This window comes from Sphingobium chungangianum (assembly GCF_977014255.1).
In genome coordinates this window covers 199,999-223,001 of the sequence record NZ_CDRNIV010000006.1, presented here as the reverse complement: position 1 = coordinate 223,001, position 23,003 = coordinate 199,999, and the positions used below count along the sequence as shown (strand labels likewise).

The window sequence follows — 23,003 nt, the reverse complement described above, 5'->3', positions numbered from 1 at the left end:
TCACCGACCAGAAAGACCGAATCTTTCCAAGTGGATCGCCGCTGGGCAGGCGCGCCTATAGCGAGGCACGGTAATCCGGTCAAGAACAGCGGCGCGCCACCTCGTTTCGGTTTCGTTCCAAGATGGTGAAGCCTTCATTAGCAGATTGATAACCGACATTATTCTATTGATTTCCAGTGGCGCCACCGGGTGCGCCGACGTGGATTGGCCGTGACCCATCTTTCTCTCTTCACGGGTGAGTTTCTCAGCCGGACACAGGAAGCCGCTTTTCAAGCGGAGCGCCTCACCGAGTCGCGTCGGCACGCCCGTATACTCTTCCTCTGCTCGGTCGCCCTGAATGCGCTTTTCCTGCTGAGTGATTGGCGCTTTTTCGGCACGCCCCATTTCTGGATCGCAGTACCGGCGCGCCTCATTGTGGTGCTATGGTCACTTGGATGCCTGTATTTCAGCCGGAAGCTGGAGTCCTTCCAGAAGGTCGAGCGGCTCTGCTTGGCCTGGCAGATCGTAACCGCAATCGGTGTGGCATTCCTGGTCAGTTCCCGCAGTGATATCGCGATTTTCGTGCTCGTCATGCTGCCGCTGATCTTTTACCTTGGCGTGCCTACCAGCTTCCGGGGCAATTTCGGCGGCGGGCTGGGATGTGGAGTTGCGCTACTCATCGGCTATCTGGCGCCTGCGCCCTTATCCCCCACCGCCCCCGGCATGATCATGGCCGTGCTGATCCTTCATTGCGGCATGTGGATCACGATCATGCGGACAAACCGCCTCCAACGCCTCGAGTGGATAGCGAGCCAGGCCGCCGGTACGGCTCGAGCCGCGTTGGCGCGCAACAGCGAAACGCTAGAGCGCATGTTCATGAGCGTGCCCATCCCGCTGCTGGTCACGCGTCAGGACGGCACAGTAATCCGCTTCAACGATGCTGCTGCTCAGGCCTTCGGATCAGACGGCGACATTTCGCGCGTTCACCTGCTTGGCGAGGGCTCCGCCGCGCAGGCAAGCCTGCGGGACCAGATCGCAAGCGGAGATGCGCTCAACAATCAGGAATGCCGGATCGTCGGAAAAGATGCGGTGGTCCACGATGTGTTGCTCGCGACGCGCCCGATTCAGATAGACGACGAAGACTGCATCCTTTCCAGTATCGTTGATATTACCGACCGGAAGGATGCCGAGCGGCATCTTGCCCATCTTGCCATGACCGACGCGCTGACAGGCTTGGCAAACCGCTCGCATTTCATGGCGACGCTGACGCAGGCGGCAAGTGCGACAGGCCATGCGGGCGGGCAGATGGCCGTTGTGCTGATCGACGTCGATGAGTTCAAACGGATCAACGACAGCGCCGGGCATGCAGTCGGCGACGCGCTCCTTCGCGCTGTATCCGAGCGCCTACGGCGCGCAGTGCGACCAGGAGATCTGGTTGCGCGCATGGGGGGCGACGAATTTGCCGTTCTGTTGACGCGGCTGCGCAATGGACCGGATCTGGAAGCGATCCTGGCGCGCATGATGGCTCAACTTCATCAGCCACTAGCCTACGGCCATCGTGACGTCGATTGCCGTGTCAGCATGGGCGTCGCACTTTTTCCAGAACATGCCGGGGACATTGCGGACCTTATAAAATTCGCAGACATCGCCCTGTATGAAGCGAAAAATGGCGGACGAGGTCGCGCGTGCCTGTTCGAGCCCTCGCTGCTCGAACGCTGGCAGCAGGAAGCCCGAATGCTGGATCGCGCACGCCACGCCTTAGTCCATGCCCCACCCGTCCCCTGGTATCAGCCCAAGATCGATCTATCGACGGGCGCCATCATCGGCTTCGAGGCGCTGCTTAGATGCGTTCGTACTGACGGCTCAATCATCATGCCGTCCGAGATTGCCGCTGCGTTCGAACATTCCGAGCTAGGCCGGACAATCAACGAGCGGATGCTGGATCGGATTCTGGCCGACTGTCGACGCTGGCAGGATCAGGGACTGGATTTCGGTCATGTCGCCATCAATGTGCCAGGGGTTGAGCTTCACGATGGCAGCTTCCCTGATCGTTTGCTCTCCCGACTCGCCGCGACGGGGGTATCCATTGCAAGGATCGAATTGGAGGTGACGGAGTCGGTTTTTCTTGGCCGGAATGCGGAGGTCGTGGAACGCAGTCTTCATCAATTGAGTACTGCGGGCCTGTCCATCGCGCTGGATGATTTCGGCACCGGCTATGCGTCACTCTCGCATCTGAAGCAGTTTCCAATAGATATCATCAAGATAGATCAGCGTTTCGTCCGGGACCTGGAAACCGATCCGGATGACGCCGCCATTGTGCGAACATTGCTGAACCTTGCCTACAGCCTTGGCATTCGAACGGTCGCCGAGGGCGTCGAGAATGTTCATCAGATTGATTATCTGCGTGCTGGTGGATGCCATTATGCGCAGGGCTTTCATTTCGGGGCAGCTGTCCCGGCTAGCGAAGTTCCCGCGCTACTGGGGTTGCATGTCGCAGCTCGTCCCACCGAGGCATGATTTTACTTTTCGTCAGGAACCGGAACGGCCGAAGCACGTTTCGCCCCGATCTGATTTCGACTCATCACGAGTCCGCGTTGGCGGATTCGCGTGCTGTTCGTCCCTTTGCTAACGGGCCGATTCTCTAAGAATTGAGCACGGGGTCGTCATTGTTGCAGCGGTGTAGATTAGGCATTTTCAGCCTATGGGCGAGGATTGCCGCTTTGTGCCCGGAGCGGCAATTCATCTTCCAGTCTGGCGGAAAGCTGCAGCGTGTCCGCATCTCGAGCCGCACCCAGATATCGACGCTTCTCCTATCCGCAGCGCTGATTATCGGCGCGGCCACGCTGGCTCTGTCGCTTTCCTGGAATCGGTCTGAAATGGAGAGGGAAAGCGCCGCGATCAATGCGAAAACCAGGTCGATAGCTGAGTACAGGAAATCCATTGAACAACGTGCGCGTGACCTGGAGGCCCGGCAAGACTTCATGTACGATCTTTATCACGCTCATTTTGGCGAGGACGCTTCCCAAGCTGGCGGGGCACTGAAAGACCTGTCTAAACCAGCTCCCACGCAAGGCAGCGCCGATTCATTAAAGGTTCGCATCAGTGCCGCGCAAGACATTCATCCTCTGAGAGCGATTGACGCGAGACAGCGCCAGTTCGCGGCGCTTCTTACTCATGCGGTCAAGCGCCGGGCGGACGAAACGGCGCATGCAATTCGCCGCCTGGGTCTTAATCCCGACCTATTGGCGCGTGCCGCTCCCCGGGCGCAAGGCGGTCCCTTCGTGCCCTGGCCTGATGGGCAGAGGCCGATGCCCCAGGAATTCGAACGTCTTTCTGATGCTCTTGCCCGGATGGAATCTCTGGAGACCAGTCTGAAGACCATTCCATCTGGCCTCCCGACGATGGCCCCGATGCAATCCAGTTCCTATGGCTATCGCCGCGATCCGTTCAATGGCCATGCCGCATTCCATGCGGGTATCGACTTTCCCGGCCGTCACGGCGAACCCATATTGGCCGCCGCGACAGGCAGTGTCAGCTTCGTTGGTCAGCGGAGCGGCTATGGCAATGTGGTGGAGATCACCCATGGTAACGGCTTGATGACGCGATATGCCCATCTGTCCGGTTTCAATGCCCGTGTTGGGCAACAGGTGCTCCGTGGACATCAGATCGCGCGTATGGGTTCAACCGGCCGTTCAACGGGTGACCACCTCCATTTCGAAGTGCGCTTGAAGGGGAAGCCCGTCAATCCGCGACCTTTCCTGGAAGCCGCCCGAAACGTCCAACAAGTCGCCGCTGCTCGGAACGCTGATATCCGAAGCCGCGGCTGAAGCTTTGCGACTTCAACGGTCGATAGTCCGGCGGTTCACCCACAAGCATCATACTCGCCGAGACTTTTCGCGTCAGTTGACTGGCGCCCGCCGCCTGTAGCTGAGCGCTTCGGCTATATGTACGCGGCCGACCTGTTCCGCGCCAGAAAGGTCGGCGATCGTCCGGGCTACGCGCAATACCCGGGTATAGCCCCGGGCAGAGAGCTTCATCGCCGCCGCCGCCTGCGCCAGCAGCTCCCGCCCAGCTGCATCAGGGCCGGCAACTTCCTCAAGCCGCTCTCCATCGACTTCCGCATTGGTTCGCACTCGAGTTCCGGCATAGCGCTGCGTCTGACGGTCGCGCGCGGCCGCCACCCTGCCTGCTACTTCCGCCGAACCTTCAGTTGGAGGAGGCAGGACGAGATCTGCCGCCGTCACGGCCTGAACCTCGACATGCAGATCGATACGGTCAAGCAGTGGCCCCGAAACCTTGGCCTGATAATCCGCGGCACAGCGCGGCGCGCGTGAGCAAGCGAGAGCGGGATCAGCAAGATGGCCGCAGCGGCAAGGGTTCATTGCGGCGACGAGCTGGACCCGCGCCGGGAAGGTGACATGGGCGTTGGCGCGAGCAACCGTAACCTCGCCTGTTTCCAGCGGCTGACGCAGCGAGTCGAGTACAGTGCGCTGGAACTCGGGCAGCTCATCGAGGAAGAGGACGCCAAGGTGCGCCATGCTGACCTCACCCGGCCGCGCCTTGTGCCCGCCGCCGACCAACGCCGCCATCGATGCGCTATGGTGTGGAGTGCGAAACGGCCGTGCGCGGCTGATGCGGCCGCCTTCCAGTGACCCTGCGACGCTTGCCACCATGGACGTTTCCAGCGCTTCGGCCGGGGTGAGTTGTGGCAGGATGCCGGGCAGGCAACTTGCCATCAACGACTTACCTGCGCCCGGTGGCCCCACCATCAACAGGTTATGCCCCCCGGCTGCGGCGATCTCCAGCGCGCGCTTTGCCGTCTCCTGGCCCTTCACCTGGCGCAGATCTGCCGTACGATGTGGAACCTCCACGACGCCCGGCTGTGGCGGGGAAAGCGCGGCATTACCTTTGAAGTGGTTGAGCAGACTCAGCAGATCGGGGGCCGCGATGACCTCCACCTGACCAGCCCAGGCTGCTTCCGGCCCCTGAGCGACAGGGCAGATGAGGCCCAACTCCTTTTCGCCAGCATGCAATGCGGCGAGCAGCACGCCGGGGGTAGAAGCGATGCGGCCATCAAGCCCCAATTCTCCCACGACCACATAGCCCGACAGCGTCTCGGCATCGATCACCCCCATGGCGCCGAGCAGCGCAAGTGCAATAGGGAGGTCGAAATGCGATCCTTCCTTGGGGAGGTCCGCAGGTGAAAGATTTACCGTGATCCGCTTGGGCGGAAGGGACAGGCCGATCGCGGCGATGGCATTGCGCACCCGCTCGCGGCTTTCCGCCACGGCCTTGTCCGGCAAGCCGACAAGGATGAAGTTGGGGAGGCCCGGAACGAGCTGGCACTGCACCTCCACGCTGCGCGCGTCCAGCCCGAGATAGGCGACCGTCGATACCGTCGAAACCAATGTGCCCCCATTTTCTGAAAAACGCTGCGCGTGGCTGCGTCAGCCCTGTTCGTCGGGCCGTCCCTTGAAACCCTGCGCCACGACATACCATTCCACGCTGCCTTTGCGGCTGGCGGGCGGCTTCGCGTGCTTGATCGTCGTAAAATGCTTCTTCAACACCGCAAGCAGATCGGCGTCGGTGCCGCCCGCGAACACCTTGGCCACGAACGTTCCACCTTTGCGCAGATTTTCCACTGCAAACCAAGCCGCTGCTTCGACCAGGGCCATGGTGCGCAAGTGATCGGTCTGCGGATGGCCAACGGTGTTCGCGGCCATGTCGGAAATCACAAGATCGGGCGCGTCGCCAAGAGTCTCAGCCAGGACAGCCGGCGCCTTGTCATCCATGAAGTCCATCTGGAACAGCGTGACGCCCTGGATTGGGTCGGTCGGCAGCAAATCGATCCCCACGACCTTCGCCTTGGGCGAGAGCTTGCGCACCACCTGCGCCCAGCCACCGGGCGCGACGCCCAGATCGACCACGGCGCGTGAGCCTTTCACGAAATGGAACTTTTCATCCAGTTCGATCAGCTTGAATGCAGCCCGGCTTCTCCAGCCCTCCGCCTTCGCCTTGCGAACATAGGGGTCGTTCAGCTGCCGTTCGAGCCAGCGGGTCGATTGCGCCGTCCGCCCTTTTGCCGATTTGACCCGAACCTTGCCGGCGCCCGCGCCTCTCACATCATTACTCCATCGCGATCCATAAGGCCGCGCAATATACCCTCGCGAATGCCGCGATCAGCCACGCCCAACCGCTCAGCGGGCCAGATGTCCAGGATGGATTCCAGGATGGCGCATCCGGCCACTACCAGATCGGCTCGCTCAGAACCAATACAGGGTAATTTTTGCCGTTCGGCCAACGACATGGTGGATAGCCTGCCGGAAATCGACCGCATCGATGTCGAAGGTACAATCAGCCCGTCGATCGCCTGCCGATCGTAGCGCGGCAGATTGAGATGCACGCTGGCCAGTGTCGTCACCGTACCCGATGTACCCAGCAAACGTATCGAGGAAGTTTGTCGCGGCAAGCGGCGGGCGAGTGGCGCAAAAGCATCCGCCACACGCGATCGCATTCGGCCGTAGGCAGCCAGACGCTCATTCTGATCGGCATGATCGAACAACTCGCTTTCGGTGAGCGACACCACGCCCCATGGCGCGCTGACCCAATCCACGATGTGCGGCGCGCCCGCCCGGTTTGCATCGACGAGCACCAATTCGGTCGATCCGCCGCCTATGTCGAAGATTAATGCAGGACCGTCGCCAGGCTCCAGCAGCGCGTGACAGCCCATGACGGCAAGCCGCGCCTCTTCTTGCGCACTGATGATGTCGAGAGCGATCCCCGTCTCGCGATAGACGCGCTGGATGAACTCCGCGCCGTTGACAGCGCGGCGGCATGCCTCGGTTGCGACGGATCGCGCCAACGTCACGTGCCTTCGTCGCAGCTTGTCAGCGCATACGGAAAGCGCGGCGATCGCTCGGTCAATCGCGGCATCGCTGATCCGTCCGGTCGCAGCCAGGCCTTCACCCAATCGCACGATACGAGAAAAGGCGTCGACGACGATGAAGCCGTCAGCCGATGGCTTGGCAATCAGCAAACGGCAATTGTTGGTGCCCAAATCTATCGCAGCATAAGACCGCCTGCCACGCGGTGGATGAGGCAATGAGCCCCGCTGCTTCGACGGGGGAGGTATGGCCGCAGCCGTGCTCCCATTACCCTGGCCGGAGCGGGCAGCTTTGCCCGAAACACCCCCGGCGGGACCGGAACTCTGCGGCGATGGGCGGCTTTGCTGCACCATGGCCGGATCACTTTTCTTCTTCGCCGACACCGACAGGTGGCGGAACTTGATGCCAAACTATGCGGATGCCGCGCAAAGCGCAAGACGGCGCCAGAAAAGCCAATGACATAGCGCGCTGCCGAGCGCCGCACCCGTCAAAGCGGGAGCAAGGCCGCCACGATCCAGCGCTCTTCGGCCCGCAACACGCCCCAGGCGCGGGCTGCGGCACGGCTGTCCATCACTTCCACGCCGATGCCCATATTTTCGAGTTCGCGAACGAAAACCCGAGGCGGCTGGCGCAAACCTCCCCCGGTGCCGAGCAAGAGAAATTCCGGCAGGGGATCGATCGTCAGCAGGTCACCCAGGGAGGCAAGCGTTAGCTTCTCCGAAGAGGGCGCCTCGCTCCACTTCGATGCGCGGACCGGGGTGAGCAACAGCCCTTCGGGAAAGACGTCATCCCTGACGCGAAAGCCTCTGCCCGAAAAACCGGTTACGATCGGCCCCTGCCCCGTCTCATCTCGGCGGACCTCGATACCAGTGCGCTTGTCAGTCAGGGCCGCGCCCCGTCATCACGCGGACCCATGCGCTCTGCCTGGGCGGCGATGTTCGGCTTGCCCGCCTTCCGTTCCGTCAGCTGCGGCGAGAGCCCCAGCGTGATCAGCAGCGACGACGAAACATATACCGATGAATAGGTGCCGACGACGATGCCCAGCATCATGGCAGCGGTGAAGCCACGCAACACATGACCGCCGAACAGCAACAGCGCGCCCAGGGCGAGCATGATCGTGAGCGACGTCATCACGGTTCGAGGCAGCGTTTCGTTGACGGAAAGGTCGATCAGTGCCTTCATATCCATCTTGCGATATTTCCGCATGTTTTCGCGGATACGGTCGTCGATCACCATCTTGTCATTGATCGAGTAGCCGACGATCGTGAGGACGGCAGCGACGATGTTCAGGTCGAATTCCAGCTGGGTGATCGCGAAGAAGCCGAGAGTCATAAGAACGTCGTGCATGATCGCCACGAAGGTGGACACGCCGAACTGCCATTCATAGCGGAACCAGGAAAAGATAGCGATGCCGATCACCGCCAGCATCACCGCCAGCACGCCATTCTGGATCAACTCGCCGGACACCTTACCCGACACTGTGTCGTAGCGGGAGAAGGTAACACCGGGAAATTCAGAGGTCAGCGCCTTGCGCGCCTTTTCGACGATCGCATTGGCTGCGCCTGCTCCGCCCTCTTCGGGTAGCGGCAGACGGATCTGTACGGTCTTGGGATCGCCGAACTGTTGCAGCGATCCATCACCTACGCCGAGCCGGTCAATCGTCGTGCGAACCCGATCGAGCTGCGCCGGTTGCTGGAACCGGGCCTCTATCATCAGGCCGCCGACGAAATCGACGCCAAGGTTGAGGCCACGATGGATCGTCGCGCCCACGGCGAGCACGGTCAGCAGCGCGGTAAGGGCGAACGCCCAATGGCGCAGCTTTACGAAGCCGATGTTCGTATTGTCAGGGACGAGCTTAAGAAGTTTCATGGGTTTTCTCCCGGCCCCTTAAATGTGGATCTCGGTCGGACGCTTGGCACGAAGCCAGCGAGACGCGAGCAGGCGGGTGAAGGTGACGGCGGTGAACACGCTGGTCGCTATGCCGATCAATAGCACGATCGCGAAGCCCTTGACCGGGCCGGAGCCGAGCGCGAGCATGATGCCGCCGGCGATCGCATGGGTCACATTCGCCTCGAAGATAGTCCGGCTTGCTTCCTTGTAGCCGAACTCGATTGCCTGGACCACGCCGCGCCCGCGCCGCCGTTCTTCGCGGATGCGCTCATATATGAGGACGTTGGCATCGACGGCCGTGCCGATAGTCAATACGAAGCCCGCGATCCCCGGAAGCGTCAGCGTCGCCCCCAGCATCCCCATGACGCCAAGGATAACGAGCACGTTGATGGCGACCGCGAGGTTCGCATACATGCCGAAGCGGCCGTAGCTGGCGAACATGAAGATCGCGACCGCAGCTACCGCGATCACCGAAGCCAACAATCCGGCGCGGATTGAATCGGCGCCGAGCTGTGGGCCGACGGTGCGCTCTTCCACCACGGTCAGGGCGACTGGCAACTTGCCCGATCGCAGGGCGATGGCGAGTTGGTTGGCGCTTTCAACGGTGAAGTTGCCGCTGATCTGTGCGGAGCCACCGAGGATCGGTTCATTGATGTTCGGCGCCGACAGGACCTGGCCGTCCAGGATGATGGCGAAGGGCCGATTGACATTCTGGGAAGTCACCTGGCCGAACTTGCGCCCGCCTGACCCATTGAAGCGGATGTTGACGATCGCCTGGTTGTTCTGGTCGTAGCCCTGCGTCGCGTCGGTCAGGTCTTCGCCGGACACCATGACCTGGCGCTTGACCGCGATCGCCGGAACGCCGGATGGGTTGCCCGGATAAGGCAGTACTTCGCTGCCGACCGGCGCGCGGCCCTGCGCGACTTCGGATGGATTGGCACTGGTATCGACAAGCTTGAATTCCAGCTTGGCGGTCTGGCCAAGCAGATCCTTCAATGCCTTCGGATTCTGAAGGCCGGGCACCTGCACGACAATGCGATTGCCGCCCTGCTGCTGGATGGTCGGCTCGCGCGTGCCCATTTCGTCGATGCGCTTGCGGATGACCTCTGTCGCCACCTCCATCGCGCTTTTGACCGCATTGTCGATCCCTGCCTCGGTCGGCGTGATCACGATCGTCGAGCTGTTGACGACCTCCACATTGAAGTCGCGCTGCCCTGTGAGGCCCGCGCCCTGCGTCAGCGGGCGGATACGCTCCACCGCAGCATCGACCTGCGAGGGATCGCGGACCATGAAGCTGAGCTTTCCGTCACGGCTGGAAATGTCACCGACCGAGATGCGCGGGCTACCGCGCCGAAGCTCGGTGCGGACCTGCTCCTCCATGTTGGTGAGGCGCTGCTTAGCCACGTCCTGCGTCGATGCTTCGAGCAGAAGATGACTACCACCGGAAAGGTCAAGGCCAAGGTTCACTCGGGTCTGCATGAACCCAGGCAGCCGCTGAACCGCAGGGTCCGGCAGGAAGCTGGGGATGGCGCAGGTGATGCCGATCAACAGGGGCAGCAGGATCGCTGCGATAGTCCAGCGCGAGAAGTTCAGCATCGGCCGATCAGTCGTTCGCGGGCTTGGCGGTCGCCGGATCGATAACATCGGTGAGCGTCGATTTGACCGCCTTCACCTTCATGCCCGGCGCGAGTTCGACATCGACGTAGAATTCATCGACGCGGGCTACCTTGCCGACAAGGCCCCCACCGGTCACGACCTGATCGCCCTTTTTAACCGCGCCAATCTTCGCCTTATGGTCTTTCATCCGCTTCTGCTGGGGACGGATTAGAAGGAAGTAAAAGACGACGAAGATGAGAACGAGCGGCGCCATCTGCACCAGCATGGAGGCACCGGACGACTGTTCGCCCGCGGTCTGGGCAAAGGCTGGGGTAATGAACATGGTGGGACTTTCGCCTTATCTCTTGTCCAGCCGCAGACAGGCAAATGCCTGCGGATCAAAGGCGCGCGGCTAACACAGATCGGGATAGGGAGGCAACATGATTAGGGAAGGAAGAAAGCGGCAAAAAGCGCGCGCCGAAACGCTTGCATGTTCTCAAACATGCTTCTATGTGCCGCCGCTCCGGTCGGGACGTAGCGCAGCCTGGTAGCGCATCACACTGGGGGTGTGGGGGTCGGAGGTTCGAATCCTCTCGTCCCGACCAAAAATCATGAAGGAAGTGGCGAGAAGAACGCATTTTTGCGGATTGCCCTTCCCCTCCCCTAAAATCCTATTTTTCCTATTTCTCGCGTTGGGCGCGAATTTTTGCTGTCCTACAGCTAACCAAATGGGATAAATGCCCTGCCTCATTCGACGAGGGAGGCGGGTTCATGGATATTTCGGCACTGATTGACGAGGTAATCGCGCGCGAAGGTGGCTATTCCCATCATCCGGCGGATCGGGGCGGGCCTACGAATTTCGGAATCACCCAGGCCGTCGCGCGGGCCAATGGCTATGCGGGCGATATGCGGAAATTGCCGCGAGAGCTGGCCGAGACGATCTGCCGAAGGCTTTACTGGGAACGGCCGGGCTATGCCTTTGTCGCGGAGGTTGCGCCGGACATCGCCGCCGAATTGTTCGACAGCGCGGTGAATATGGGGCCGGGCACGGCGACCGGCTTCCTGCAACGGGCGCTCAACGCGCTTAATCGCAATCAGAAGGACTATCCCGACCTGAAGATCGACCGCACGATCGGCGCCAAGACGCTGGCGGGGCTGAGCGCATTCATGGCACTGCGCGGGAAAGCGGGGGAGAAGGTGCTGCTGAAGGCGATCGAGGCCCTGCAAGGGGAACGTTATCTGGCGCTGGCGGAGAGCAGGCCCGCGAACGAGGCCTTCCTCTACGGCTGGTTGGCGAACCGACTTGGTTAGAGGCGGGACGGCTGCGGGCAATCGGAGGCGGCGCGCCGATCGCTGGACGCTGCGGGCGCGGCCAGCCTTTCTATACGTCATGTACGCCCTGCTGCTGTGGTCGGTGCCGGTGGGGCTGATCGGGGGCATGTGGCCGGAGGGGGCGGCGGCGATCGTCCGGGCGATGCGGGGCTATTTCGAGGCGTTGCCGGAGCCGCTCTATGCGCTGTTTGGCACGGGGTATCTTGGATATACGGCGGCGCGGACGTGGGGGAAGGTTAAGGGGGTGGAGAGGTAGGGGGAGAGTTGCGCTTCGGATCGGGCGTTGCGCAGCCCCTCTCCCTAACCCTCTCCCCTAAAGGGGCGAGGGAACTAGGTCGCGCTCAAAGCCACAAAAATGAGAGGGGCCGCTGGGTAGATAAGTCCCAGCGGCCCATCATTGACATGGTCACAGCGGCCGGAAGTGCCGCCACACGGAAACGTTGATCGCGCTATCTTTGCAGACAAAGGAAGCCCGTTCGCGACTGGTCGCGGCAGAGGCTGTTTCAATGTCTGTAAAAACCGACGTTATGACGTCGCTCAGCGGCGCGTTTCCCGAATGGACTTGACCGACCTCACTGCTGAACCATGAGACATCGGATCACCTCCTTTCGCTTGTTAAAGCCCGCGCAGCCCGCCCTGGAAAACCGTTTTTGACCTGGCCACGACATGGACTGTGAATCAGACGGGAAGCATGATCAAGACTTGTAAAATTCTTTTTTCGAATCATAATGGCGCGTCCGCTTGAAAAGCCGATCTGGTGCTTTTCAGTCGATCCCCCCACAAGATGTACGGCAAGCGGTCGGAAACCGACCCTTTAGCGACGGCAGTCCTCTATGGCCCGGCCGACCTCTGCCCAGGCGGGCAGTATCAGGGTTTCGAGCCCCTGCACCTCGACGGCGAAATGGCCCCGGCTGTAGGCAATCTGATCCAGCACTGTGTCGCTGGCGGCGCGGACTGCGAGGGTTCCCGAACCATTCGGCGTGGCGGGCCAGCTGACCGCGCCATAGCTGGTGCGGAGGGTGACGTTCCCCTTCCCTGTCCCGGCGCGCAGAAGACTGATCCGGCCTGCGGCGGGATCGCATCGCAAGGAAAGCAGCGTGCCGGATGCGGGGCTGGCGAAGGTCGCGACGGATCCCGACCCTTCCGCGCGGTAGCTCCAGTTGCCGGGCGTCGCGGGACGATATTGCCATTCGACCGGTCCGGGAACGGGTAGAGGCGACCTTGCCGAGGGCGCGGGCGCAGGGCGCGGAGCTGGCGGCGGGGGCGCTTCTGGGGCGCCGACGCAGGCGGGGAGGAGGAGCAGGGACGCGAGGATGGCGGAGGCGGGGAATATGCGCATGTGCCACTCAATGCCCGAGGGGGTGGAACGGGTTCAACCGGGAAATGCATTTTTTGGGCTGGCGGGTGGCAATATACGCCCTTCTCCGGAAGGAGAACGCGAGTAGCACTCCTTTCGTCACATCGGCGTTGCGCTGGCCCACCCCCGGGCCCCCTCCCGCATGCGGGAGGGGGAGCAGGAGTGTGCTATCCCTAGAACGCAGCCCTAAACACCCTTGCCAATTGACAGTTTCCCGCCGAATCGCTAGGGGCGGACGCATCCCGGACACGCTGGTGAGCGGCAGTGCATGGCACTGGCCGTCTTTTTTGCGTCTCGGGGGCTATCGAATCGGCCGAAGTCCTTCTAGGGCTCGGCCCGGACGCTTTGAGATGGGGTGGCGCCAACCGCCCCGTGGAGCAGGAGTACAGATTACCATGGCACGTATTGCGGGTGTTAACATCCCGACCAACAAGCGCGTGATCATCGCGCTCACCTACATCCACGGCATCGGCCGCAAGACCGCCGTCGACCTCGCCGACAAGCTGGGCATCGATCACAGCCGCCGCGTTCAGGACCTGTCGGACGCCGAAGTCCTGCAGATCCGCGAAGCCATTGACGCCGACCTCACCGTTGAAGGTGACCTGCGTCGTGAAACCGCGATGAACATCAAGCGCCTGATGGATCTGGCCTGCTATCGCGGCCTGCGTCACCGCAAGGGCCTGCCGGTTCGCGGTCAGCGCACGCACACCAATGCGCGCACTCGCAAGGGCAAGGCTAAGCCGATCGCCGGCAAGAAGAAGTAATCGTTGAGGGTCAACCTTTCGGCATGGCCCTCCGGTAACTTCCGCTTTCAACGATTTCAGTAGGATAGAGCAACATGGCACGCGAACCCCAGCGCATTAAGCGGCGCGAGCGCAAGAACATCTCGGCCGGCGTCGCGCACGTCAACGCCAGCTTCAACAACACGATGGTCACCATCACCGATGCCCAGGGCAATGCGATCAGCTGGTCCTCGGCCGGCATGATGGGCTTCAAGGGCAGCCGCAAGTCGACCCCGTACGCCGCTCAGGTCTGCGCCGAAGACGCTGGCCGCAAGGCTGCCGAACATGGCGTGCGCACCCTGGAAGTCGAAGTTAAGGGTCCCGGTTCAGGCCGTGAATCGGCTCTGCGCGCGTTGCAGGCCGTCGGTTTCCACATCACATCGATCCGCGACGTGACGCCGATCCCGCACAATGGCGTGCGTCCTTCCAAGCGCCGCCGCGTCTAACCGCTGCGCTTGAGTTTTCCGGGCGGCGGACGCGCCGCCCGCTAACCCATCTACATCGCCGAGCGGTCCTGTCGGGTTCAGGATTTCAAACGTTCCGGCCTATCCCCAGGGGAAATACATGACTGTCAACATGAAGAACTGGCAGGAATTGAAGAAGCCCAACAGCCTTGAGATCAAGGCGACGGGCGACGGCAAGCGGAAGGCGACTTTCGTTGCCGAACCGTTGGAGCGTGGTTTCGGCCTGACGCTCGGCAACGCGCTGCGCCGGGTTCTTCTGTCCTCGCTCCAGGGCGCGGCGGTCACCTCGATCAAGATCGAGAACGTGCTCCACGAATTTTCGTCGCTGGCCGGCGTGCGTGAAGATGTGACGGACATTGTCCTCAACATCAAGCAGGTTGCGCTCCGCATGGAAGGCGACGGTCCCCGCCGCCTGCAGCTGTCCGCGACTGGTCCGGGCGAAGTGCGCGCCGGTGACATCACCACCGTTGGCGACATCGAAGTGATGAACCCCGACCTGGTGATCTGCCACCTGGACCAGGGTGCGACGCTGAACATGGAACTGACCGCTGACGTCGGCAAGGGCTATGTCCCCGCCGTCGCCAACCGTCCGGCCGACGCGCCGATCGGCCTGATCCCGATCGACGCGCTCTATTCGCCGGTGCGTCAGGTCGCCTACAAGGTCGACAATACCCGCGTCGGCCAGGAACTGGACTATGACAAGCTGTCGCTGACCGTCGAGACCGACGGCACCGTCACGCCGGAAGACGCGGTGGCCTATGCTGCCCGCATCCTGCAGGACCAGTTGCAGCTGTTCGTTCACTTCGAAGACGCGCTGCCCGTGGCCGCTCCGGCTGCTGGCACCGCTGCGGCTGCTGCCGCCGAGGGCGAGAGCGACACCAACCAGATCAACCGCTACCTGCTCAAGAAGGTGGACGAACTGGAACTGTCGGTTCGCAGCGCAAACTGCCTCAAGAACGACAACATCATCTACATCGGCGATCTGGTCCAGAAGACCGAAGCCGAGATGCTGCGCACCCCCAATTTCGGCCGCAAGTCGCTGAACGAAATCAAGGAAGTGCTGTCGTCCATGGGCCTGCGTCTGGGCATGGACATCCCCGGCTGGCCGCCGGAAAATATCGAGGAAATGGCCAAGAAGCTCGAACAAGAGCTGCTGGGCTGATTTGATCCTCCCCATCGCAAGATGGGGAGGGGGACCACCCGCAGGGTGGTGGAGGGGGCGACGGTGCAACCGTCGCTTACGCGACGTCCCCTCCACCGGCTTCGCCGGTCCCCCTCCCCACGCTTCGCGCAGGGAGGATTTGAAAGGGCAAGAGGCGGTGGCCCTGAACACCGCCTGGTCTGGGGTACCTGAAACGGCCCCTTAACGAACGGAAGGAAAGAGATATGCGTCATAAGGTTGGTCATCGTAAGCTGCAGCGCAGCGCCGGGCATCGTAACTCGCTGCTCCGCAACCTCGCGGCTTCGCTCATCAAGCATGAGCAGATCCTGACGACCACGCCCAAGGCGAAGGAACTGCGTCCCTACGTCGAAAAGCTGATCACCCTCGCCAAGAAGGGTGGCCTGTCGAACCGCCGTCTGGCCCACGCCCGTCTTCAGGACGACACGCAGCTGATCAAGCTGTTCGAAGTTCTGGCCGAGCGTTACAAGGATCGCAACGGCGGCTATACCCGAGTGATCAAGGCCGGCATCCGCGCTTCGGACGCCGCGCCGATCTCGATCATCGAGCTGGTCGACCGCGACGTCGATGCGAAGGGCAAGGATTCCGGTCCGGTCCAGAACGCCGACGCGGACGAGCTGGAAGCGGCCTGATCAAGGGCAAGGCGCGCCTTTTAGGGGCGGCCGGATAAATCGAAACAGGCCGCGGCTCGATGGAGCTGCGGCCTGTTTTGTTTTTGCGCCACCTACCTCTGCCTCGACGATGCCCCGGCCACGTTCAGCCGTGCGACAGCCGGTCAAGCCTAGACAAGTCGCGCAGCTGACATGGAGTGATGGGATGACCGGCAAGGCGGGTTGGATGACGGCAGCGATGCTGGGCGTGGCCGCACTGGTGCCCGGCAGCGTGGTCCACGCACAGACGCAACCGGATTATGGCTATCCTGGCGCGAGCGACCGGCAGGCGCGGGATGATCCTTATGCGGATGACGATGTGACCGGCGGCGAGGAGCGGGGCAGCCAGCCCCAGGCGCAGCAGCGGGCGGACGATGATTTTTCCGATGTGACGGGCGGGGTGGACGAGCAGGCCGGTTCCCCTTCGCGCAATCAAGCTTATGCCCGTCCGGGCGAGCGGGCTGAAGACGCGCGGGTCGACCGGGAACGCGAGGAGGCGATCACCGAATGCGCGGTCGCGGCCCGTGACGAGGCCGAGCGGGACGGCGGCTTTGCCGAGGTACGGCAGGTGCAGGAGCCGGTGGAGACGCGTGGGCGCTATCAGGTCGAGGGTGACATCGATGCCCGTTCCAGCTGGCGGTCGGAGGACGGCCGGACGCTCCATTTCACCTGTTCGGTGCAGAATGGCCGGATCGCCAATCTCCAATTTTCCCGGAACCCGGCGGCGCGATAGCCGGGGCCGGAGCAAACCCCTTTTTTTCGGTCAGCGAAGCCGCTAGGAGGTCGGGCTTCGTCATGGCGTGATTGAACCGAGCGCGTCAGGAGAGTCCCCGATCCAATGCATGCGCTGAGCTGGTGGCGTCTTCTGCTTTTGAAGGCTTAAGGCCGTCGCAGCGCGAGGAGCCATCATGTCCCCGCCGCCCGTCCCGCCCCGTACCGCCGCCATCGCGTTCATCCTTTTGACGGCGATGCTCGACGTCATGTCGATGGGGATCGTCATTCCGGTCGTGCCGCAACTGATCGAGGAGCTGACCGGATCGACCACGGGCACGGGCTTGTGGAACGGGCTGCTCGTGGCGTTGTGGGCGGTGATGCAGTTCCTGTGTTCGCCGATCATTGGATCGCTGTCCGATCGCTTCGGGCGGCGGCCGGTGATCCTGATTTCCGTTGCCGGGCTGGCGCTGGACTTCCTGCTGATGGCGTTGGCACCCAATCTGTGGTGGCTGGCGCTGGGGCGCATATTGGCGGGGGTTACCTCGTCCAGCTTCACGTCCACCTTCGCCTATATGGCCGACATCATGCCGCCCGAGAAGCGCGCGCGAGGCTATGGGCTGATCGGCGCGGCGTTCAGCGGTGGGTTCGTCGCCGGGCCGCTGCTGGGCGGCATGCTGGGGGAGATTTCCGTGCGGGCGCCTTTCTGGGCGGCGGCGGGTTTTTCCGCCCTCGCCTTCCTCTATGGCCTCGTCATATTGCCTGAGTCGCTCGCGCCGGAAAAGCGGATGGCCTTTTCGTGGAAGCGGGCCAATCCGTTCGGCGCGCTGAAACTGCTCAGGTCGCATCCCGAATTATCGAGCCTCGCCACCGTCAACTTCCTGCTCCATTTCGCGCATCACCTGTTTTCGGCGGTGTTCGTTCTTTATGCGGGCGATCGTTATGGCTGGGGGCCTTGGCAGGTCGGCACATTGTTCGCGCTGGTCGGGGTACTGGACATGAGCGTGCAGGGACTGCTTGTCGGGCCAATGGCCAAGCGACTGGGCGATCGGCGGACGATGATCATCGGACTTTCCTTTGGCGCGCTGGGGTTGGCGGCCATGGGCCTGGCGTCCACGGAGGCATTGTTCATCGCGGCCGTGTTCCCCAATGCGCTGTGGGGGCTCGCCATGCCCACGATCCAGTCGCTGATGACGCAACGCGTTTCGGAGTCCGAGCAAGGGCAGTTGCAGGGCGCGAACAACAGCGTCGGATCGATCGCCGGGGTTCTGTCACCGATCTTCTTTGGCGCTGTCTATAGCCTGTCGGTGGGCGAGCAGCCGATGCTGCCCTTCATCGGCAGCCCGTTCCTGATCGCCGGGGCGGTTCTGGCTGGCGCGGCGCTGCTCGGCTGGGCGGCGGGGCGGGCGCAGCACGTCCCTTCGCTGGACAAGCGGGGCCAAGCGCACTAACCGCGCCCAATCCCATTTCTCTCGGCTCATAAAGGCGATTCGATGACGCTGCCCCTTCAGGATTCCATCCTTATCGTGGACTTCGGCAGCCAGGTGACGCAGCTGATCGCGCGCCGCGTGCGCGAGGCGGGCGTCTATTCGGAAATCGCGCCGTTCAACAGCGCCGATGCCGCATTCAAGCGGATGCAGCCCAAGGGCATCATCCTGTCGGGCGGCCCTTCGTCGGTGATGTGGGAAGACAGCCCGCGCGCGCCGCAAAGCTTCTTTGACGCGGGCATCCCGATCCTGGGCATCTGCTATGGCCAGCAGACGATGATGCAGCAGATGGGCGGCAATGTCGAAGGCGGCGAAAGCGGCGAGTTCGGCCGCGCCTTCATCGAGATCAAGAAGCGTTGCGCTCTGTTCGACGGCCTGTGGGCCGAGGGTGAGCGGCATCAGGTGTGGATGAGCCATGGCGACAAGGTGACGCAGCTGGCTCCGGGCTTTGAAGTGGTGGCGGTGAGCGAGGGTGCGCCCTTTGCCATGACGGCGAATGAGGAAAAGCGCTTCTACGCCACGCAATTCCATCCCGAAGTCGTGCATACGCCCGATGGCGCCAAGCTGCTCGCCAATTTCGTGCGGCATGTCTGCGGCCTGAAGGGCGATTGGACGATGGCGGAATTCCGCGCGACCAAGATCGCCGAAATCCGCGAGCAGGTGGGCGACGGCAAGGTGATCTGCGGCCTGTCGGGCGGCGTCGATAGCGCGGTCGCAGCGGTGCTGATCCATGAGGCGATCGGCGACCAGCTGACCTGCGTCTTCGTCGATCATGGCCTGATGCGCAGCGGCGAGGCTGAGCAGGTCGTATCGCTGTTCCGGGGCAGCTATAATATTCCGCTGGTCCATGTGAACGCGGAAACGCTGTTCATGAAGGGGCTGGAAGGCGTCACCGACCCGGAAGCCAAGCGCAAGTTCATCGGCAAGACCTTCATCGACGTGTTCGAGGATGAGGCGAAGAAGATCGGCGGCGCGGCTTTCCTGGCGCAGGGGACGCTCTATCCCGACGTGATCGAGAGCGTGAGCTTCACCGGCGGGCCTTCGGTGACCATCAAGAGCCATCATAATGTCGGCGGCCTGCCCGATCGCATGAACATGAAGCTGGTCGAGCCGCTGCGCGAACTGTTCAAGGATGAGGTGCGCGCGCTGGGTCGTGAATTGGGGCTGCCGGAGATTTTCGTCGGCCGCCATCCCTTCCCCGGTCCCGGCCTTGCCATCCGCATTCCGGGTGAGGTGAACAAGGAACGGTGCGATATCCTGCGCAAGGCTGACGCGGTCTATCTGGAGGAAATCCGTAACGCAGGTCTCTATGACGCGATCTGGCAGGCCTTTGCCGTGCTGCTGCCGGTGCGGACGGTGGGCGTGATGGGCGACCATCGCACCTATGACAGTGTGTGCGCGCTGCGGGCGGTCACATCGACCGACGGCATGACGGCGGATATTTATCCGTTCGATGCGGCGTTCCTCAGCCGGGTGGCGACGCGGATCATCAATGAGGTCAAGGGTATCAACCGGGTATGCTATGACTTTACGTCCAAGCCGCCGGGGACAATTGAGTGGGAATAAACCGGATTGAATGACCGTCCGGGGGACGGCCATCCGGTTTATTCGGCACCGTAAGGTGCCGCGCGTTTACCCCTTGAGCGACGGCGTTTCCTCCATCTGAAGTGAAGGGCTTCGACAGGCTCAGCCCGAACGGTGGGGAGTGTGGGCTCTGCTTTTCAAGCCCCCGCTATACTCGGGCTATGGTAGGCTTTAGGCTGACGCGATGACCAGCGTGCCTCTTGGCCATCCCGTCTATCGGGACATGCCCGCCACGATCTTCGAGAAAATGTCGGCCCGCGCGCGGGATACGGGGGCGATCAACCTCGGCCAGGGCTTTCCCGACGCGCAGGGGCCGGAGGACATATTGCGCGCCGCCGCCGACGCCCTGATGACCCGGTCCAACCAATATCCGCCAAGCGGTGGTCTGCCGGAATTGCGATCGGCAGTGGCGGCGCATTATGGGCGGCATCAGGGGCTGGCGTTAACCCCGGAAGAGATCATCATCACCTCCGGCGCGACCGAGGCGATTGCGGCCAGCCTGTTTGCGCTGGTGCAGCCGGGGGACGAGGTGCTGCTACTGGCGCCGCTTTACGATGCCTATCTGCCTTTGGTGGAGCGCGCGGGCGGGGTGGCGCGGGTGATCAGGCTGACCCCGCCTGACTGGCGCGTGACGCGCGAGGCGCTGGAGGCGGCGGTGGGGCCGCGCACGCGCCTGTTGATCCTCAACAATCCGCTCAATCCCAGCGGCAGCGTGATGGACGAGGCGGCGTTGGCCATGCTGGCGGCCTTTTGCGCGCAACATGACCTGATCGCCATTTGCGACGAGGTGTGGGAGCATGTGACGTTCGATGGCCGGGTCCATCAGCCGTTGATGCGGTTTCCCGGCATGGCCCAACGCACGGTGAAGATCGGATCGGCGGGCAAGATATTTTCGGTCACCGGCTGGAAGATCGGCTGGATGTGTGCGGCGGCGCCGGTTGCGAGGCTGTTGGGCCGGGCGCACCAGTTCCTGACCTTCACCAGTCCGCCCAATCTGCAATGGGCCGTGGCGGAGGGGCTGGCCAAGCCGGAAGCGTGGTTTGCGGACATGCGGGCGGGTTATCAGGCGTCGCGCGATCGACTGGTCGATGGCTTGCGGCTGGTCGGCTATGACGTGCAGGCGAGTGCAGGCACCTGGTTCGTCACGGTCGATCTGGCCGCTTCCGGGATCGCGCTCGACGATGTCGGCTTTTGCGAACGGATCATCGAGGAAGCGGGCGTGGCAGCCATTCCGATATCGGCATTTTATCCGGACGCGGCGGTCACGCATCTGGTGCGGCTTTGCTTTTCCAAAAGCGATGCGGTGATCGATGAGGCGATCGCGCGGCTTGGCCGTTTTCGCCTTATGCTCGGGTGAGGCACAACTAGCGCTTGCGGCACCGTGCGACGGCCGCTAAGTTCACCTTTCGTTCCATCGGGGGATCATTAATGGACAGCCTTGCCATCATCCTCAGTCTGGCCGCCCTGATCGCAGGGTTGGCGCTGGGCTGGCTGTTGCGTGGGAAGGCAATGGCGCCGCTGGTGGCGGAAAAGGCCGAGCTTGTTGCGAAGCTGGCGCAGGCGGAAGCGCAGCGTAATGGCGCCTTGCAAGAACTTGTGGTGGCGCAGGAGCGGGCGGCGCAGGCGGGCGTCCTCGCGCAGCGGCTGGAGGATGAGCGGGCGGCGCGGGGCCTTGCCGAGCGGGAATTGGCGGCGCTGCAATCCGACACGCAGGCACGGGCCGAGGCTTTCGAGGCGCAGATCGTGGCGCTGAAGGACGCGAAGGAGCAGTTGTCGGCGCAGTTCAGCGAGATTGGCGGCAAGCTGCTGCATCAGGCGCAGAGCCATTTCCTGGAGCGCGCCGATCAGCGGCTGGCGCAGGCGCATGAGAAGAGCGAGGCGCAGCTCAAGCAATTGCTGCACCCGGTCAATGAGACGATCCAGCGGTACGACCAGAAGATCAGCCAGATCGAACAGCAGCGCACCGAGGCTTACGGCATCTTGCGTGGCGAGATCGAATCGATGAAGTCGGGACAGGAAGCCGTGCGCGCCGAAGCGCAGCGGCTGGTCGATTCGCTGCGCCATGCGCCCAAGGCGCGCGGCCGCTGGGGCGAGCAGCAGTTGCGCAACGTGCTGGAGACGTGCGGGCTGTCCGAACATGTCGATTTCCGCACCGAGGTGAGCGTCGAGGGTGAGGATGGGCGGTTGCGGCCTGACGCGATCGTGCGCATTCCCGGCGGCCGCGCTCTGGTGATCGACGCCAAGGTATCGCTCAACGCCTATCAGGACGCCTATGGCGCCGATGGTGAGGAGGAGCGTAAGCGGCTGCTGTCCGCCCATGCCGCCGCGATGCGCGCGCATGTCGAGACGCTGGGGCGCAAAAGCTATGCCGACCAGTTCGATGAAGCGCCGGATTATGTCATCATGTTCGTGCCGGGCGAGCATTTCCTGTCGGCGGCGCTGGAGCATGATCCGCAGCTTTGGGATCACGCCTTCGGCAAGCGGGTGCTGCTGGCGACGCCCACCAACCTCATCGCCATCGCCCGCACGGTCGCGGCGGTGTGGCGGCAGGAGAAGATGGCCGACGAAGCCAAGCGGATCGGCGCGCTGGGCAAGGAGCTGTATGAACGGCTGGCGGCTGCGGCGGGGTCGCTCAAGAAGCTGGGCAACCGGCTGACCGGGGCGGTGAGCGATTATAACAGCTTCGTCGGTAGCTTCGAGGGACGCGTGCTGGTGACCGGGCGCAAGCTGCGTGACCTCAATATCGAGACGGGCGGGCGCGAGCTGGAGGAGCTTGAGCCGGTAGAGGCGCTGGTGCGCGAGCCTGCTTCGCCCGAGGCGGTACGGGCGTTACCCGAGGCCGTGGCAGACGCGGCGGAGTGAGGCTTGTCGGCCGGGGCCTGTTGGTTCCGGTTATCGTGAACAAGTAGCCGACACCGGCTGACAAGGGTGCGGCAGGCTTTCCCAGCGCGATTGGAGCATGATCCAATCAGGCTGAATCGGATCATGCTCCATTTGTCTTTTTTCCCGCATTTTCTGAGCCAGCGGATGATGCCATCCGCTTTGAAAAAGCTTTAGACGACTTTGCTATCGTTCCTGATGGGCTGATAAGCCCACGGGGATGCGCC

At 62.7% G+C, this 23,003-nt stretch carries 21 protein-coding genes and 1 tRNA gene; 14 read left to right on the top strand and 8 right to left on the bottom strand.

From position 1 onward, the window contains the following. Positions 1 to 210: 210 nt before the first annotated feature. On the top strand, positions 211 to 2,496 hold the full coding sequence (locus tag ACWNC0_RS07955) for a putative bifunctional diguanylate cyclase/phosphodiesterase (protein ID WP_449470805.1): 2,286 nt from the start codon (positions 211 to 213) through the stop codon (positions 2,494 to 2,496). Between the two features lie 203 nt (positions 2,497 to 2,699). Further along, the gene (locus ACWNC0_RS07950) at positions 2,700 to 3,806 is read left to right on the top strand and encodes a M23 family metallopeptidase (protein WP_449470804.1); all 1,107 of its coding nucleotides are present in this window, start codon (positions 2,700 to 2,702) and stop codon (positions 3,804 to 3,806) included. A gap of 72 nt (positions 3,807 to 3,878) precedes the next feature. On the opposite strand, the gene ACWNC0_RS07945 is transcribed toward ACWNC0_RS07950, so the two are convergent. From ACWNC0_RS07945 to yajC, 7 genes are all read right to left on the bottom strand, one after another. Further along, positions 3,879 to 5,387, bottom strand: coding sequence for a YifB family Mg chelatase-like AAA ATPase (locus ACWNC0_RS07945; RefSeq protein WP_449470803.1), 1,509 nt, complete (start codon positions 5,385 to 5,387; stop codon positions 3,879 to 3,881). Between the two features lie 39 nt (positions 5,388 to 5,426). After that, on the bottom strand, positions 5,427 to 6,101 hold the full coding sequence (locus ACWNC0_RS07940) for an RlmE family RNA methyltransferase (protein ID WP_449470802.1): 675 nt from the start codon (positions 6,099 to 6,101) through the stop codon (positions 5,427 to 5,429). Beyond that, positions 6,098 to 7,216: a Ppx/GppA phosphatase family protein gene (locus ACWNC0_RS07935; protein ID WP_449470801.1), complete on the bottom strand. Its 1,119-nt coding sequence runs from the start codon at positions 7,214 to 7,216 to the stop codon at positions 6,098 to 6,100. Before ACWNC0_RS07935 ends, ACWNC0_RS07940 begins: the two co-directional genes overlap by 4 nt. Before the next feature lie 134 nt (positions 7,217 to 7,350). Beyond that, complete coding sequence (locus tag ACWNC0_RS07930; protein WP_449474570.1) at positions 7,351 to 7,692, bottom strand: MTH938/NDUFAF3 family protein; 342 nt, start codon at positions 7,690 to 7,692, stop codon at positions 7,351 to 7,353. A gap of 53 nt (positions 7,693 to 7,745) precedes the next feature. Then, complete coding sequence (secF, locus tag ACWNC0_RS07925) at positions 7,746 to 8,732, bottom strand: protein translocase subunit SecF (RefSeq protein WP_449470799.1); 987 nt, start codon at positions 8,730 to 8,732, stop codon at positions 7,746 to 7,748. 18 nt (positions 8,733 to 8,750) lie between these two features. Beyond that, positions 8,751 to 10,349, bottom strand: a complete 1,599-nt coding sequence (gene secD / locus ACWNC0_RS07920; protein WP_449470798.1) for a protein translocase subunit SecD — start codon at positions 10,347 to 10,349, stop codon at positions 8,751 to 8,753. Between the two features lie 7 nt (positions 10,350 to 10,356). After that, entirely contained in the window at positions 10,357 to 10,692 is a 336-nt protein-coding gene (gene yajC / locus ACWNC0_RS07915; RefSeq protein WP_196225079.1) for a preprotein translocase subunit YajC, read from the bottom strand. Positions 10,693 to 10,877: 185 nt separating this feature from the next. Between yajC and ACWNC0_RS07910 the strand changes: the two genes are divergently transcribed. From ACWNC0_RS07910 to ACWNC0_RS07900, 3 genes are all read left to right on the top strand, one after another. Beyond that, a tRNA-Pro gene (locus ACWNC0_RS07910) sits at positions 10,878 to 10,954 on the top strand. Positions 10,955 to 11,120: 166 nt separating this feature from the next. After that, the gene (locus ACWNC0_RS07905; RefSeq protein ID WP_449470796.1) at positions 11,121 to 11,660 is read left to right on the top strand and encodes a glycoside hydrolase family 108 protein; all 540 of its coding nucleotides are present in this window, start codon (positions 11,121 to 11,123) and stop codon (positions 11,658 to 11,660) included. Further along, positions 11,653 to 11,937, top strand: a complete 285-nt coding sequence (locus tag ACWNC0_RS07900; protein WP_449470794.1) for a 3TM-type holin — start codon at positions 11,653 to 11,655, stop codon at positions 11,935 to 11,937. The genes ACWNC0_RS07905 and ACWNC0_RS07900 overlap by 8 nt, the downstream gene beginning before the upstream one ends. A 558-nt stretch (positions 11,938 to 12,495) precedes the next feature. On the opposite strand, the gene ACWNC0_RS07895 is transcribed toward ACWNC0_RS07900, so the two are convergent. After that, the gene (locus ACWNC0_RS07895) at positions 12,496 to 13,020 is read right to left on the bottom strand and encodes a hypothetical protein (RefSeq protein WP_449470792.1); all 525 of its coding nucleotides are present in this window, start codon (positions 13,018 to 13,020) and stop codon (positions 12,496 to 12,498) included. Between the two features lie 413 nt (positions 13,021 to 13,433). Here ACWNC0_RS07895 and rpsM point away from each other — a divergent pair, with 413 nt between their 5' ends. The 9 genes from rpsM (at position 13,434) to rmuC (ending at position 22,758) form a co-directional block, all read left to right on the top strand. Next, positions 13,434 to 13,802, top strand: coding sequence for a 30S ribosomal protein S13 (gene rpsM / locus ACWNC0_RS07890; protein WP_007707977.1), 369 nt, complete (start codon positions 13,434 to 13,436; stop codon positions 13,800 to 13,802). Between the two features lie 74 nt (positions 13,803 to 13,876). Continuing rightward, a complete protein-coding gene (gene rpsK, locus ACWNC0_RS07885) occupies positions 13,877 to 14,266 on the top strand; it encodes a 30S ribosomal protein S11 (protein WP_004208752.1) in 390 nt (129 codons plus the stop codon). Positions 14,267 to 14,384: 118 nt separating this feature from the next. Next, positions 14,385 to 15,446, top strand: a complete 1,062-nt coding sequence (locus ACWNC0_RS07880) for a DNA-directed RNA polymerase subunit alpha (protein ID WP_449470787.1) — start codon at positions 14,385 to 14,387, stop codon at positions 15,444 to 15,446. 224 nt (positions 15,447 to 15,670) lie between these two features. Beyond that, a complete protein-coding gene (rplQ, locus tag ACWNC0_RS07875) occupies positions 15,671 to 16,096 on the top strand; it encodes a 50S ribosomal protein L17 (RefSeq protein ID WP_449470786.1) in 426 nt (141 codons plus the stop codon). 184 nt (positions 16,097 to 16,280) lie between these two features. Beyond that, on the top strand, positions 16,281 to 16,847 hold the full coding sequence (locus ACWNC0_RS07870; RefSeq protein WP_449470784.1) for a hypothetical protein: 567 nt from the start codon (positions 16,281 to 16,283) through the stop codon (positions 16,845 to 16,847). Positions 16,848 to 17,022: 175 nt separating this feature from the next. Beyond that, positions 17,023 to 18,276, top strand: coding sequence for a TCR/Tet family MFS transporter (locus ACWNC0_RS07865; protein WP_449470782.1), 1,254 nt, complete (start codon positions 17,023 to 17,025; stop codon positions 18,274 to 18,276). A 42-nt stretch (positions 18,277 to 18,318) separates the two neighbouring features. Beyond that, positions 18,319 to 19,878, top strand: coding sequence for a glutamine-hydrolyzing GMP synthase (gene guaA, locus ACWNC0_RS07860; RefSeq protein WP_449470781.1), 1,560 nt, complete (start codon positions 18,319 to 18,321; stop codon positions 19,876 to 19,878). 202 nt (positions 19,879 to 20,080) lie between these two features. After that, a complete protein-coding gene (locus ACWNC0_RS07855) occupies positions 20,081 to 21,253 on the top strand; it encodes an aminotransferase (RefSeq protein WP_449470779.1) in 1,173 nt (390 codons plus the stop codon). A gap of 71 nt (positions 21,254 to 21,324) precedes the next feature. Continuing rightward, entirely contained in the window at positions 21,325 to 22,758 is a 1,434-nt protein-coding gene (rmuC, locus tag ACWNC0_RS07850; protein ID WP_449470777.1) for a DNA recombination protein RmuC, read from the top strand. Positions 22,759 to 23,003: the final 245 nt, after the last annotated feature.